The organism is Bradyrhizobium sp. BR13661, from assembly GCF_029892425.1.
Lineage (GTDB): Bacteria > Pseudomonadota > Alphaproteobacteria > Rhizobiales > Xanthobacteraceae > Bradyrhizobium.
Genome location: NZ_JARXWB010000014.1, coordinates 103,115 through 117,397, shown reverse-complemented (window position 1 = coordinate 117,397; position 14,283 = coordinate 103,115). Strand labels below are relative to the sequence as shown.

At 64.0% G+C, this 14,283-nt stretch carries 14 protein-coding genes and 1 tRNA gene; 8 read left to right on the top strand and 7 right to left on the bottom strand.

From position 1 onward, the window contains the following. Positions 1-431: 431 nt before the first annotated feature. Both M2427_RS22885 and M2427_RS22880 read right to left on the bottom strand, forming a co-directional pair. Entirely contained in the window at positions 432-776 is a 345-nt protein-coding gene (locus tag M2427_RS22885; RefSeq protein ID WP_280708956.1) for a hypothetical protein, read from the bottom strand. A gap of 41 nt (positions 777-817) precedes the next feature. Next, positions 818-1,366 carry a hypothetical protein gene (locus tag M2427_RS22880; protein WP_280708955.1) on the bottom strand — a complete coding sequence of 183 codons (549 nt, stop codon included), beginning with the start codon at positions 1,364-1,366 and terminating at the stop codon, positions 818-820. A 399-nt stretch (positions 1,367-1,765) separates the two neighbouring features. On the opposite strand from M2427_RS22880, the gene M2427_RS22875 reads away from it, so the two are divergent. Then, positions 1,766-2,572: a lytic murein transglycosylase gene (locus M2427_RS22875; RefSeq protein WP_280708954.1), complete on the top strand. Its 807-nt coding sequence runs from the start codon at positions 1,766-1,768 to the stop codon at positions 2,570-2,572. A 206-nt stretch (positions 2,573-2,778) separates the two neighbouring features. Here the strand turns inward: M2427_RS22875 and M2427_RS22870 are convergent, their stop codons facing one another. Beyond that, a complete protein-coding gene (locus tag M2427_RS22870) occupies positions 2,779-3,609 on the bottom strand; it encodes an SDR family oxidoreductase (protein ID WP_280708953.1) in 831 nt (276 codons plus the stop codon). Between the two features lie 170 nt (positions 3,610-3,779). On the opposite strand from M2427_RS22870, the gene M2427_RS22865 reads away from it, so the two are divergent. From M2427_RS22865 to M2427_RS22855, 3 genes are all read left to right on the top strand, one after another. Beyond that, positions 3,780-4,391, top strand: a complete 612-nt coding sequence (locus M2427_RS22865; RefSeq protein ID WP_280708952.1) for a LysE family translocator — start codon at positions 3,780-3,782, stop codon at positions 4,389-4,391. A 576-nt stretch (positions 4,392-4,967) separates the two neighbouring features. Then, positions 4,968-6,170: a GGDEF domain-containing protein gene (locus M2427_RS22860; RefSeq protein WP_280708951.1), complete on the top strand. Its 1,203-nt coding sequence runs from the start codon at positions 4,968-4,970 to the stop codon at positions 6,168-6,170. Positions 6,171-6,207: 37 nt separating this feature from the next. Then, a complete protein-coding gene (locus tag M2427_RS22855; protein WP_280708950.1) occupies positions 6,208-6,828 on the top strand; it encodes a peptidoglycan recognition family protein in 621 nt (206 codons plus the stop codon). An 18-nt stretch (positions 6,829-6,846) separates the two neighbouring features. On the opposite strand, the gene M2427_RS22850 is transcribed toward M2427_RS22855, so the two are convergent. The 4 genes from M2427_RS22850 to M2427_RS22835 all read right to left on the bottom strand — a co-directional run bounded on the left by M2427_RS22850 (position 6,847) and on the right by M2427_RS22835 (position 10,173). Further along, complete coding sequence (locus tag M2427_RS22850; RefSeq protein ID WP_280708949.1) at positions 6,847-7,239, bottom strand: hypothetical protein; 393 nt, start codon at positions 7,237-7,239, stop codon at positions 6,847-6,849. A gap of 267 nt (positions 7,240-7,506) precedes the next feature. Next, on the bottom strand, positions 7,507-7,848 hold the full coding sequence (locus M2427_RS22845; RefSeq protein WP_280708948.1) for a hypothetical protein: 342 nt from the start codon (positions 7,846-7,848) through the stop codon (positions 7,507-7,509). 182 nt (positions 7,849-8,030) lie between these two features. Then, positions 8,031-8,930, bottom strand: a complete 900-nt coding sequence (gene rpoH / locus M2427_RS22840) for an RNA polymerase sigma factor RpoH (RefSeq protein WP_128968255.1) — start codon at positions 8,928-8,930, stop codon at positions 8,031-8,033. Between the two features lie 217 nt (positions 8,931-9,147). Continuing rightward, positions 9,148-10,173, bottom strand: coding sequence for an RluA family pseudouridine synthase (locus M2427_RS22835; RefSeq protein WP_280708947.1), 1,026 nt, complete (start codon positions 10,171-10,173; stop codon positions 9,148-9,150). Between M2427_RS22835 and M2427_RS22830 the strand changes: the two genes are divergently transcribed. The 4 genes from M2427_RS22830 (at position 10,172) to M2427_RS22815 (ending at position 14,216) form a co-directional block, all read left to right on the top strand. Continuing rightward, complete coding sequence (locus tag M2427_RS22830; protein ID WP_280708946.1) at positions 10,172-10,516, top strand: hypothetical protein; 345 nt, start codon at positions 10,172-10,174, stop codon at positions 10,514-10,516. The two genes, M2427_RS22835 and M2427_RS22830, sit on opposite strands and share 2 nt — an antisense overlap. 213 nt (positions 10,517-10,729) lie before the next feature. Next, positions 10,730-10,804, top strand: a tRNA-Glu gene (locus M2427_RS22825). 159 nt (positions 10,805-10,963) lie between these two features. Beyond that, positions 10,964-13,357, top strand: a complete 2,394-nt coding sequence (locus tag M2427_RS22820) for an ATP-binding protein (RefSeq protein WP_280708945.1) — start codon at positions 10,964-10,966, stop codon at positions 13,355-13,357. A 70-nt stretch (positions 13,358-13,427) separates the two neighbouring features. Further along, positions 13,428-14,216 (top strand): hypothetical protein, encoded by a 789-nt coding sequence (locus M2427_RS22815; RefSeq protein WP_280708944.1) that lies wholly within the window; start codon positions 13,428-13,430, stop codon positions 14,214-14,216. The last annotated feature ends 67 nt before the right edge of the window (positions 14,217-14,283 follow it).

Below are 14,283 nucleotides of genomic sequence, written 5' to 3'. Positions count from 1 at the left end.
ACCGGCGGAGCTGTTGGATCGGGGTTGTTTCGGCCGGTTGCCGGCCGGTGCCTGCGAGCGGCCTGTCACCTCAATAAACGGCGGGCCGATAGCCCGCCGTCTATTGTTGGCCTTCAGCGTCGCCCGGGGCTGGCAGGGCGACAACCTGAGATAGAATTCTATAACTTGCGCTCTGCGCTGGCAAGATAAATCGTAGTGCTGACGATGTCGCAGCAAGCGCATCAGATATGCAGGCGATGGCATCGCGGCTTCCCGCAGTTTCGAAAAGCAGATGCTTGGATTGTCGAAATAGTTTGTTCATCCTGCGCGGTTCTCGCACTGCAATGGGCGCGCCTATGCACTGAGATGGTGATTGAGCAGGCATTTTGTTGTCGTTGCATGCACCGGGTCTCATCGCGCGCATGCAGACTGTTGTCGGTGCGTTGCACACATCACATTGGCGGCGTGCGCCTGGGAACTCTCTGCGTGGCCAGTCGCGCAGTGTGGCCGCCATTGCGGTCGCCATCCTTCTTCTTGCGGCCCTGCGCCATGATCGCGCTGCCCATCGCGGCGGAGCCGAAGGTGATGACGAACGCGGCGAGCAGCAAGGCGAGCCCGATGCCCGGCGCACGATCGGCGAAGATCAGCTCGCGCAAATGTCCGGGATCGAGCCAGAGCAATCCGCCGACGAGGAGCACGGCTGCGCACGCGCCGATCGCGAGGTTGATGGCCAGCAGGCGAAGCAGCGGGACGCGCAGGAGGTCGAACAGCCTCTCTGGTCTTCCGGAGTCGGGCACGATGGTTCTCCGCGAGCGTAGCTGTGGTCGGCGCCGTCGGCTCACGCGGCCGGTGCGATCCGGTCGTCCGCCTTGGTCTGCTGCATCTGCTGACGCGCCATCATGTCCTGCCAGAGCGCCGCGATGCTGGCCTGTGTCTGGGGTGCGATCAGGCAGTGGCCTTCATTGTCGAAACCGCAGAATCGTGCGGATGGATCTTTCCTGACCACGGTCAGCGCCTGGTTGATCATCTCGAGGCACGTCATGACCTGTCCGATCTCCTGAAGCCGCGTGTGGTGCAGGATATCCATCAGGCGGAACGTCATTACCGCGGGCTGGCCGTAGTTGATACCGGGCCGGCCGAATTCGAACAGAACGTTGACCGCCGGGAACGTGCCGCGGATGTGCTCGAGCACGCCGGCCACATCGTCCTCGCTGCAGGCAACGAGATGGGCGGTTTGAGCCGGTGCGGCGACGGGCGTCCGTGGCGCAAGGCCAGGCGCAAGTCCAGGCTCAAGGCCGAGCGAATGGATCACCTCCTGCTCGATCCATTGCCGCACAGGTAGGGGTGCGTTGCGGATCTGATCGGCAGTCAGGGTAATTCCGGTCATGGGCTGGTCTCCTGCGCGAGGCGCTGCTGTTTGCCGCCAGTCTATGAACGAAGCCATGAGACACGTTGATGCGGATCAAACCTGCTGCTGTGGCGCGGTTCCCTTTCAACGGGGGCTTCGCGGGCGGGCGCCAACGTCCGGAATCTGCAATGCTGATACAATACCCCTGTTTTGCCCGACGGATCAAGCCGATTCGGAAAAGTGTCAGGGGCATTCGGAAAAATCGTAGCAATTATCGATGTGTAGCTACTGTGCATGGGGTTGTTTTTTCGGTGTTTGTTTCGGCGTTCTTGGTTGCGTCCACCCGAGATGATCGGTGCCGTGTCCGCTTTGACCCGAATCCTGTTCCCGGGCATGATCCCTCGGCGTTGCCCGCCCATTGCATGAGGAAATTCTCGTATGTTGAGACCGCTGCTCGCCACCGCCTTCATCGCCTGTCTGGCCGCCGGGCCGGCCGAGGCCGCGCGTTGCGGCGGCGACTTCAACAGCTTCGTCGCCAGCATGAGCGCGGAGGCGCAAGCAGCGGGGGTCTCGGCGGCCGTGACCAGCGCGGCGTTCAGCGGCGTCACCCAGGACGGCGCGGTGCTCGCCTTCGACCGGCGCCAGCGCTACACCTTCAACAAGAGCTTTGAGCAATACGTCTCGACCCGCGTCGGCCCCGGCCGCATCAATGGCGGCCGCGCGCTGCTGCAGCGCCATGCCGCGCTGCTCTCGCGCATCGAGCAGCAGTTCGGCGTGCCCAGGCAGATCCTGGTCGCGATCTGGGGCCTGGAGAGCGATTTCGGCAAGGGCGACATGGGCAAGCTGCCGGTGATCCGCACGCTTGCGACGCTCGCGCATGATTGCCGCCGCACCGAGCTGTTCCAGGGCGAGCTGCTCGCAGCCCTCAAGATCGTCCAGCGCGGCGATCTTCCCTTGCGCGACCTGATCGGCGCCTATGCCGGCGAGATCGGCCAGACCCAGTTCCTGCCGTCGTCCTACATCAAATACGGCGTCGATTTCGACGGCGACGGCCATGTCGACCTCCGCCACAGCGTCGCCGACGTGCTCGCCTCGACCGCGAACCTGCTGCACTCGAACGGCTTCAAGATGGGCCAGCCCTATGACGAAGGCTCAGCCAATTTCGACGCGATGCGCGAGTGGAACAGGGCGGTGATCTACCGCAAGACGATCGGCTATTTTGCCGACCGGCTGGTGGGGCAGTGACTTCACCCTCCCCTGAAGGGGGAGGGTCGATCGCGCGTAGCGCGAGCGGGGTGGGGTGACGGTCTCTCAGCGGCGAATACGTCAATGTGGCGCGCGGCGGATCAACGTTAGACCGCTGTCCTGGCTTCACCCCACCTCGCTTCGCATTGCGCTTCGCTCCATGCGAAACGACCCTCCCCCTCCAGGGGAGGGTGAAAGAGCAGTTATCACTTCCCCTTGCCCATCTTCTCCAGCCGCCGCTGCAACGACGCCCAGTACGTCCCCGGGCGGAAGCGCTGCAGGATATCCATGAATCTCGCATCGTTGCCGATCAGGATGCGCGGCTGGTTCTTCTCGATGCCCCTGATGATGCGGAGCGCGGCGTCCTTCGGCGTCGTCCGCGCTGCGCTCTCGAACCGGTCGATCATCTGCGCGCGCCGCGCATTGTCGGTGACGCCGACGCCGGTGCGCGACGAGCGCGCGATGGAGGTCGCGACGCCGCCGGGATGCACCACCGACAGCTTGACCGGGTTGCCCGCGACCGCAAGCTCGTGCCTTACGCTCTCGGAAAAGCCGCGCACCGCGAACTTGGCCGCCGCATAGGCCGATTGTCCCGGCGGCGCGATGATGCCGAAGATCGAGGAGACGTTGACGATGTGCGCCTCCGGCCTCGTCTTCAGATGCGGCAGGAAGGCGCGGGTGCCGTGCACCACGCCCCAGAAATTGATGTCGAACAGCCAGTCCATCTGCGCCTGGTCGATCTCCTCGAACGTCCCCATCAGCGCCACGCCGGCATTGTTGATGACGATGTTGAGCGCCGGATGCGCCGCGATCGCCTCGCGCGCGAATTGCGCGATGTCGTCGGGTTCGCCGACATCGACGCGATGCACGCTGACCTTGCGTTGTGCGCCAAGCTCAGCCGCCAGGCTCTTCAGCCCGGCCTCGTCGCGATCGGCCAGCGCAAGGTCGCAGCCGCGTTGCGCAAGCTCGATGGCGAGCGCGCGGCCGATGCCGCTCGCCGCGCCCGTGATGGCGGCCGCGCCGTGAATCCTCGTCATCATGCCTCCCGTCAAGTCGTCGAAACAAACCGCACCCTGGTCCGGTTCCGGTTTTAACATGGGTGACTTGGTCAAAGCCAAGCATTGGGCAAAGCCAAGCACTTGGGCGCCGCGCTTGGCTGACCGGGTCGTGACTTCTCGGCAAGCGCCCGGGATGGTAGGGACTGACCATGTCCTGGTCCTTCCTGCTGACTTCGCTCATCGTCGTCGCCTCGCCCGGCACCGGCGTGCTCTACACCCTGGCCGCGGCACTGACGCGCGGCTCGCGCGCCAGTGTCGCGGCGGCCTTCGGCTGCACGCTCGGGATCGTCCCGCACATGGTCGCGGCGATGCTCGGCCTTGCCGCCGTCCTGCACACCAGCGCGCTGGCCTTTGCCGCGCTGAAATGGTGCGGCGTCGCCTATCTGCTCTACATGTCCTGGCAGGCGCTGCGGGAGACGGGGGCGCTCGCGGTCGACGGCGAGATCAAGGAGCGCTCGAGCGGCCGGGTGATCGTGACAGGCTTTCTGATCAACATCCTCAACCCGAAACTCTCGATCTTCTTCCTCGCCTTCCTGCCGCAGTTCATCGCAGTGGACGAGGCCCATGTGCTGGCGCGGATGCTGGAATTGAGCGGCGCCTTCATGGCGATGACCTTTGTGGTGTTCGTCATCTACGGCCTCTGCGCCGCCTCGGTGCGCGAGCGCGTCATCTCCCGCCCCGGTGTGATGGCCTGGCTGCGCCGCTCCTTTGCGACGGGCTTCGCCCTGCTGGGAGCCAAGCTGGCGTTCGCGGAGCGGTAGGCAATAAAAAAGCGGGCCTCGCGCCCCGCCATCTTCACGTACTCCTGGCCTTACCGAAGCCCGGGCGGAGCGTGCTCCACCCGGGCACAGAAACTGCTGAGCTACTTCTTCTTCGCGGCCTTCTTGGCCTTTTTCTTCGTCGCCTTCTTCGCCTTCTTCGCTTTCTTAGCCATAGGATCCTCTTAAGGGTTAATGGTGAAACGCGACACGAGGATCGCTCGGCGGAGGGCCAGCCTCGCAACATCCTCGATGACAAACTCAGCAGATTCGCGCGTCCATGCCCCGCGCTGTCACATCTGTGTCATTACGTTATCCACAGCTCAGATGCATTTTCAGGTGATTTTGGCTCGCGAATCCGCTCCGCGACGCCGCGCGGCGACGAGGCGACGTGCCTAACAATCCGATAATCGCGGCGTGGTGTTCACGAATCCAAAACCAAGGGCGCGCTTTCGACGATCGCAGTGAGGTTCCGTTAAGCGCAACCCGCGCATGATCGTCCACAAGAACACGGGGACGGGTCATGGACGAACTTCTGCCGGAGACAGGGGGCGGGACGCTGCGCGTATCGCGGGCGCCATGCTGAACCTACCGACGCTCTGGACGGTCTTCGTCGTCAACTTCTCGGCGCTCGGTCTGGTCTGGGCCTATGTGACCCGCTCCTATCCGAAATTCGAGGCCGCACGCTATTGGATGGCATCGGCCTTCGTCGGTGCCGTTGGCGCAGTGACGGCCCTGATCCACCTGTTTGTCGCATCTCCAATTCCGCTTCTGTTCGGGGGCGCTGGCATCATTGCGGCGAGCTGCCTCTCGGCGATGGGAATTCAGCGCTTCTACGACCGTCCGATCGATCTGCGGCTCATGATAGGGACGGGGGTCGCGAGTATCGCCGGTGTGGTGCTCTTCAAGATCGGATTCGACCAGCTGCAGCTGCGTATGCTCAGCTACACCATCGGCCAGGGCCTGCCGCTGGTGCTGTCGCTACGCCTTCTGCTGTCGCCGCCGGAAGGCAGTGTCTCCCCCGGCGCGCGACTGTCCGGCGTCGTCATCCTCCTCATGATCGCGATCTTCGTGGCGAGGGCGGTCGGCAATTCGCTCGGCGGCGACTTTTCGGCAATAGCCGGCACGCAGGCCCATGGGGTCATGGTGCTGGGGCTGCTCTTCCTCTCCATGACGCTCAATTTCGGCTTCCTGCTGATGGCGATGGACCGCCTGCGCAACGAGGTCGCCGACCTCGCGCTGCTCGACGATCTCACCGGCGTCGCCAACCGTCGCCATTTGTTGCAGCGGTTGACTGAGGAATGCGCCCGTTCGGAGCGCAGCGGCGAGCCGTTCTCGCTGCTGGTGATCGATCTCGACGGCTTCAAGATCGTCAACGACACCTATGGCCATGCGGCGGGTGACGCCTGCCTCCGGCACTTCACGCTCATGGCGCAAACGCGCCTGCGTCCGGGCGACATGCTCGCCCGCACCGGCGGTGACGAGTTCTGCGTCGTGCTGCCGTCCTCCACGTTGCGCGAGGGCGCGCTGATCGCCCGCCGCATTCTCGATGCCTGCCGGCAGGATGCCGCCGGCTGCTCCGGCAACGACATCCCGATCGCGATCTCGATCGGCGTTGCCGAATGGGACCGCGGCATTGGCCAATTCCCGGACAGGCTGATCGCCCACGCCGACCATGCCCTCTATGCCGCCAAGAAGAACGGCAAGAACGATTTTGCGATCTACGATCAGGCCCCGCCGCTCTCGCCGGAGCCGGTCGAAGCCGCGCGCAAATTTGCCTAGATCATGCTACGCAGGGGTCCGTTGCTGGACCCCCGTGATGATATCTCGCCTCGTAGCGGCCGTTCTCGCCGCACTCCTGATCGCTCCCGCCGCCGCAATGGATGCCGAGCTCTCAAAGCTCGCGCGCAGCACCGGCACGCCGGACATTCCAGGCCTGAAGATCGTCTGGCTGGCGCCGTGGGGTGACGTCGCCGATGCCCACGCCTGGCACAACATCGTCGTGCACCAGACCGAAGGGCCGACGGGCTCGGCGCGCGGCGGGGCGCAGGAGCAATCGAAGAATCCCACCCGCCGCGGCGTGATGGTCTGGGTCGAGACCGACGGCACGGTCTACTGGTCGGTCACGGACAATCTGGTGCCGACCCATACCGATGGCGCCAACCGCAACGACAACAAATACGTCGACAACAGCACGACCTATCATCAGGTCGTGCGCGACAATTCGATCGGCGTCGAGTTCGCCGGCAACTATCCCGATGTCACGATCGGTCCGACCGAAGCGCAGGTCGCGGCCTGGAAGATCCTGGTCCAGGTCCTGCGCGCGCGCTACGGCATCCCGCTCGATCACGTCTATGCCCACAACTGGATCGACTTCAAGGACGCCCGCTATTGCGAAGGCTGCTGGCTCGCAACGCTGGCGCGGATTTGGGGCGAGTAGCCGCGCAAAAGGCCTTGTTCAGGAAAAGGCCTTGGGAAGATCGGCGGACGGCTTGGTGACGATCTGGTGCGCATCGCGCCAGATCACCTCGCGCTGGCGCGAGGTCGTGATCATGCGTACCGGCAAGCCACCCTCTTCGAGCAGCCAGGCGCAGTAGCGTGCACGACTGATGCACTCGCCTGCCCCCGGATCGAACCAGCAAATGCCCCAGATCGAATCGCGCCGCTTGAAGTGGCGCGCGATACGACCGGGCAGGGGCAAGTGCTCCGCGAACCAGTTGAACTGGTCCGAGAGCTCGTGCCGGATCCAATCCGGACAGCCGTTTCGCTGGACGTACCAGGACGCGCGAAAGAAGCCGCTCTCCACGCGGCTGTGCGGGTGGATGAGCGGTGTAACGAACCGCAAATACATGACGACACGGCGCGACGCCGTGTTGCGTCACGCCCCTCGTAGCCAGATGGAATGAATGGAGCGCCGCGACGCGGCGTTCAGCCTATGACCGGGGGCCGATCAGAGATGGGCGGCGGTCATAACGTATCGATCTGAAAATCATGTCGCCTCCCTCGAAAAGCGCTGAATGAAAGGCGCGACCTCGCGCCGGGGCGGCAGCACATACACCAGCAAATGTCCTGCGACAAGCGTGATTGATTGGAGCGATCGTCGCGCTGGAAATGACCGCTACACCGGCTGCGCCATCCAGCCGAACAGCCGCCGGATCAATCCTGGCCGTTGCGGCAATTCTGGCGGCCCGCCGGCGGCCAGCACGCGGTTGAGGAAGTAATCCAGGAACACCATATCGTTCGGCTCGGTGACGGTGAATTCCTCCTCGCCGAAATAGACGCTGTAGTTGAAGAAGAACGGGCGCATCAACGGGATCGTCGCGGTCGAGGCATAGTCCTTGGAGATCACGAACTCTGAGGGATCGAGGCCGTGGTCACGCATGGCCTGTTCGACCAGCGGCAGCTTGCGCATGAACTGGGTCGAGAAGCCGCCGACGGTGGATTGCAGGATGATCGACACGGCGCGCGTCCGTTCTCTGATGGCTCGATCATCTTTGGTCGGTTGACCGGTCACAGGCGTTCAAGATGAACGGCCGCCATCTGCCGCAAATCATACTGCGGCTTACACAACAAAAAAGCCGGCGTTGCCGCCGGCTTTTCGTCTTGTCTCGATCCGCCAAATCCTGGCGCCGAAGCCTGCGCTTAGTGCGCGGCTTCCAGCGCGGCTTGTTCCTGCCTTGCGATCGTGCCCTTGACCGCGGACTGCACCTTCTCGAAGGCGCGGACCTCGATCTGGCGGACGCGCTCGCGCGACACGCCGAACTCGGCGGCAAGGTCTTCCAGCGTCATCGGCTCATCGGCGAGGCGACGGGCCTCGAAGATGCGGCGTTCGCGCGGGTTGAGCACACCCATGGCGCCGTTCAGGGCGTCACGACGATGATCATACTCCTCGTGCTCGGCCATCATGGCTTCCTGGTTGGGCGTATTGTCGACCAGCCAGTCCTGCCATTCGCCGGCTTCGCCGTCGTCGCGGATCGGCGCGTTGAGCGACGCGTCGCCACCGAGGCGGCGGTTCATGTCGATCACGTCCTGATCGGTGACGCCGAGGCGCTTGGCAATGATCTTCACCTGGTCGGGGCGGAGATCGCCTTCGTCCAGTGCGTTGATCTTGCTCTTCGCCTTGCGCAGGTTGAAGAACAGCTTCTTCTGGTTCGCGGTGGTGCCCATCTTCACGAGCGACCAGGAACGCAGGATGTATTCTTGAATCGACGCCTTGATCCACCACATTGCGTAGGTGGCGAGACGGAAGCCCTTTTCGGGTTCGAAACGCTTCACCGCCTGCATCAGGCCGACGTTGCCTTCCGAGACGACCTCGGAGATCGGCAAGCCGTAGCCGCGATAGCCCATGGCGATCTTTGCAACGAGCCGGAGATGGCTGGTGACGAGTTGATGTGCCGCGTCGCGATCGTCATGCTCGCGCCAACGCTTGGCGAGCATGTATTCCTGCTGGGGTTCCAGCATCGGGAACTTGCGAATCTCGGCGAGGTAGCGAGAAAGGCCGGATTCTCCATTCAGGACCGGCAGAGCAGCGGTACGGGCCATTGTGAAGCCCCTCCAAAGGTTCAGGCCCCCGATAGCGGCGGGCCAGGCAGACGACCGCTTTGTCAAAGCCGGCCGGGCTGCGATGTTCCGTTGGTCATTTCCAACGCAGGCGCAATATACCCCATCGGGGGGCAAAAAGGGAAGGATTGCTGACGTCACGTCCCCGTGTGGCAGCTATAACTTTTTGTAAGGTAAGGGTTTTCTCAAAGCCCCTGCGTCATAGCGCCGCTTTCAGAGCACTTTCAAGGAGAAGCAAATCCTCCGGCAAGGCCGCCTCCCAGTGAAGAAGTTCTCCGGTCCTGGGGTGCTCAAGTACCAGCAAATAAGCATGCAGGGCCTGCCGTCCAAGGGCCGTCAAAGCGGCCTGCGACTCGGGGCCGAGCTGGTTCGCCTTGGTCTTGAAATGCGGACCATAGACCGCGTCCCCCATCAGGGGATGGCCGATATGGGCGAGGTGGACACGGATCTGGTGGGTGCGGCCGGTCTCGAGCTCGCAGGCCAGCAGGGACGCGACCGGCTTGCCGTCGCGGCCGGTAAAACTCTCCAGCAGCTCCCAATGCGTCACCGCCTCGCGGCCGCCCTGCCGTACCGCCATCTTCTCCCGAGCATGCGGGTGGCGGTCGATCGGCGCATCGATGGTGCCGCGATGCCGGCCCGGCAGCCCCCAGGCGAAGGCCATATAGCCGCGCCGCATCGGACCCGTTCGGCCGTGATCGGCGAATTGGGCAGTGAGCGAGGCGTGGGCGAGGTCGTTCTTGGCGACCACCATCAGCCCGGTCGTGTCCTTGTCCAGCCGGTGCACGATGCCGGGCCGGCGCACCCCGCCGATGCCCGACAGCGAGGTGCCGCAATGGGCGATCAGCGCGTTCACCAGGGTGCCGGTCTCGTGCCCGGCCGCGGGGTGTACGACCAGGCCCTTCGGCTTGTTGATGACGATGATATCGTCGTCCTCGAACACGATATCGAGGGCGATGTCCTCACCTTTCGGCTCCGGCGGCGCCGCCTCCGGGACATCGATTATGATCGTATCGCCCGAAGTGACGTGATAAGCGGGGTCGCGGACCTCTGTGGCCGTCAGGCTCTCGGTGGCCTTCAGGCTCACGGCGCCCGCCAGAATCAGGGCTTTCAGCCTTGACCGCGACAGGTCCGGCAGGCGCGCCGCCAGCACGCGGTCGAGCCGGGCCGAGCCCTCGTCGCCTTCGACCACGACTTCCAACCTTTGCGCTGACCCCAGGCTTTCCATGACGACGTCTGATACCGCTGTTCCCGAACCGACCCCCGAGCAGGCCGCGCTGTTCGCGCGGGTGCGGCGGATGATGCTGATCGCGGGGTTGACCACGGCGCTGGCCGTCTGCGCCGTCCTGATTGCGGTGGGCTACCGCCTTTTCAAGTCGGAGGGAAGGGCGGCCGAACCCGTGGGCGACATCACCGCCACTCTGCCGAAGGGCGCCAAAATCGTCTCCACCGGCGTCGCCGGCGACCGCGTCGTGGTCACCCTCGATCTCGGCGGCGTCATCGAGATCCGCACCTTCGACGCCCATACATTGAGGCCGGCCGGAAAGCTGAAATTTGCCAATGAGCCGTAGGGCCTGCCCCGAAGCTGTAAGCCGTCGTCCTGGCGAACGCCAGGACCCATAACCACCGAGTCCGATTGCGTGGACGAGATCGGCACTCCGAAGTGCCTTAACCACGACCACTCGGGGTAATGGGTCCTGGCGTTCGCCAGGACGACAACTGGGAGAAACCCGTCAATCTCACCTTGCCGCCGGCCGAATTCGCCGCTATGTCGTGTCCCTCACGCTCCCTTCGTCTAGCGGTTAGGACGCGGCCCTCTCAAGGCTGAAACAGGGGTTCGATTCCCCTAGGGAGCGCCATTCGCAACATATTGCACAGTCAAAATGTCGTCTGGGCGCGCGCCGGTTTCCGATGAGACCTGGTTGATTTCACATCCCTCCGGTCGTTGACTTGCCACGCCGAATCCCGAGGCGCAGATTGCGCTTGCGGTTTCCGTCCGTGTTTCGGGGGGATGGTAGGTGGACAAGGGCGAGACTGATCGCAATGGCCGCTACGTCATTGAGCCGGTCGCCGCGGAGGGCGATTTGCATGCGATCGGATCGCCAATCGCATCTGCCTCGCCTGGCCTCCGCCCTGCAGAGATCTTCGACAGGCTCCGCAGCGGTATCGGTTTCCGCCTGCTGGCGGCCGTGCTGCTGTTCAGCTCGCTCGTCACGCTGACGCTGACCGCGCTTCAACTCTATCTCGACTACGATCACGAGGTCGGTGTCATCGAGACGCGTCTCGACGAGATCGGCCAAAGCTATCTGGCGAGCCTGGGCGAGAGCCTCTGGGCGCTTGACCAGAACCAGCTTCAGCTCCAGCTCAACGGCATTCTGCGTCTGCCCGGAATCAACGCGGTCGAGATCCGCGAAGTCCTCGACCGCAAGGATCCAGTTCACATCTCCGTCGGCAACCGCAGCGCGCGCGCCAGCATCGCCCGCGAATATCCGCTCGACTACATGGTTCGCGGCACCAGGCGGCCGATCGGGGTCCTTTATGTCGAAGCGACGCTCACCGAGGTCTACCGCCATCTGCTGAACCGGACCCTCGTCATCCTCGCGAGCCAGGCGGCCAAGACGTTTCTCGTCTCGCTGTTCATCCTCTACATCTTTCACGTCCTCGTCACCCGCCACCTCATCACCATTGCCGCCTTTGCGGGGAGCTACAATCTGGCGCGGCCACCGCCGCCGTTGCGGCTGAATCGGCGTGTCAGGCACAAGCCCGACGAGCTCGACAAGGTCGCGGATGCCTTCAACGATCTGTGCGCCAATCTGCAGCGCGCCTATGGCGATCTGCAGCAGGTGAACGCCCAGCTTCAGCAAGACCTCCTTGTGCGCCAGAAGGCCGAGCGGGATGCCCAGTTGAGCGAGGAGCGCTTTCGCGACTATGCCGAGACCGCATCCGACTGGTTCTGGGAGACCGGACCGGATCATCATTTCACCTACCTTTCGGAAAGGTTCGAAGCCTTCGGGATGGACCGGACCGTGTTGATCGGCACGAGCCGCATCGACAGTGCGATCAACAGCGGCGCCGAGCCGGAGAAATGGCGCGAGCACGAGGCGGTGCTCGAACGTCACGAGCCGTTCCGCAATTTCGAGTACACAAGGCGCGATCGGGCCGGCCGGCTGCGCCATGTCAGCGTCAGCGGGCGGCCGGTCTTCGCAGCCGACGGCCGTTTCCTCGGATATCGCGGCACCGGCACCGACCTGACCGAGCAGCACGAGACCGCGGACAGGCTGCGCCAGTCCCAGAAGATGGACGCGATCGGGCAGCTCACCGGCGGTGTCGCGCATGATTTCAACAACGTGCTGACGGTGATCACCGGTACGATCGAGATCATCCAGGAAGGCGTCGCCGATCGGCCCGAGCTCGCGGCGATTGCCCATCTGATCGACGAAGCGGCCATGCGGGGCGCCGAGATCACCTCGCAGCTTCTGACCTTTGCGCGGCGCCAGCCGCTGCAGCCGCGCGAGGTCGACATCAACGACCTGGTGCTCGATGTCTGCAAGCTGCTCAAGCCGATGCTCGGCGAGCACGTCGAGATCGAAACGCACCTCGCGAGCGATGCGTGGTCTGCGCTGACCGATCCGTCGCAGCTTTCGGCGGCGATCGTCAATCTCGCGATCAATGCAAGGGATGCCATGCCCGGTGGCGGCAAGCTGACGATCGAAACCGCCAATGTGGTCATCGATGACGCCGCATCGTTCGATGACGAGGCGCGCGCCGGCGAATTCGTGATGATCGCGGTGGCCGACACCGGCCAGGGTATTCCGGCCGATATCATCGGTCGGGTGTTCGAGCCCTTCTTCACGACCAAGGGGGTCGGACGCGGCACCGGGCTGGGGCTCGCGATGGTCTACGGGTTTGCCAGGCAGACCGGTGGTACCGTGAAGATCGAGAGCGAACAGGGGCGGGGCACCGTGGTCCGGCTTTATCTGCCACGCTCGGAGATTCAGGCCTCGGCGAAGTCGCCAACCGCTCCGGCAGTCGCCGCGCTCGGCGGACAGGAAACCATTCTGGTGGTCGAGGACGATCCGCTGGTGCAGGGCTATGTGATCGCCCAGCTCGGCGGTCTCGGATACAGGACCCTGATCGCCAGCGACGCCGAAGCGGCGCTGGCGTTGGTCGACCAGGGCGCCGAGTTCGATCTTCTGTTCACGGATGTGGTCATGCCGGGCGGAATGAACGGGCGCGAGCTGGCGGATGCGGTGCTCGCGCGTCGCCCGGGGACGAAGGTGCTCTTCACGTCGGGCTACACCGACGAGTTCGTGCACGACGGACGCCTCGATTCCAGTGTCGCCCTGCTGCGCAAGCCATACCGACGGGCCGATCTCGCGCAGAAGATCCGCGAGGTCCTCGCGGCAAAATAATGCGCAAGATCTCGCGTGCAGGATGTGCGAGTGTCTGCGAGACCAACCGCTGTTTCTGCGGGAGCGCTTCATGTCATCCTCTCACGCCCATGCCCCCGACGGCCGCCTGCGAAAATGCGGATCGTGTTTCCTGTTCGCCGGTGCGTTGTTGTTGCTGGTGATGCTGCCTCATCATCTTCGCGCGGAGCCGATGCGCGCCTTCGTGATGGTAACGGACCAGCCGGACACCACATACGAAGGTAAGTGGCAGCGGGCTGCCTACCAGGAGGCGTTCAAGCGGCTCGGTATTCCGCTCGAGGTCGAGCTGATGCCGACGCTGCGGGTGAGTGCGATGGTCGATTCCGGCGCCGTCGACGGCCAGTTCATGCGCGTGCCCGCCTACGCGGAGACGCACCCCGACCAGGTGCGGGTCGACGAGTCGATCTACGAGGTGAGGTTTGCGCTCTGGGTCAGCAATCCGGCGCTGACCTTGCCGCGTCTGGAGGATCTGGCTGCGACGAACTGGACCGGTGTTTATCGACGCGGCGTCGAGCTGTGCCAGCGCTCGCTATCGTCCGTCGTGCCGGCCACGCGCCTGTCCAGCATCGCGACCGAGCAGGACGGGGTGCGCATGCTGCTGAGCGGCCGCGTCGACTATTTTTGCGAGATCGATGCCGCGCTCCAGAGTGCGCTCTATTCGCCCGAATTCAGGGGCGTCACCTCGGTTCGGCCGCTGCTGACGATCGGCGATCGGGTCGTGCTCTATCCATTTCTGTACAAGACCCATGCCGACCTCGCGCCTCGCCTGGCTGCCGTTCTGAAGGAGATGAAGGCGGAAGGTCTGCTGGAACGCTACCGGCAGGAAGCGCTCGAGCAGTGATATTTGCGCCGGCTCTTCCGTCCGCACATGATGCATCGGCTTCCGTGGAGGTGGTCGTTGCCTTGAA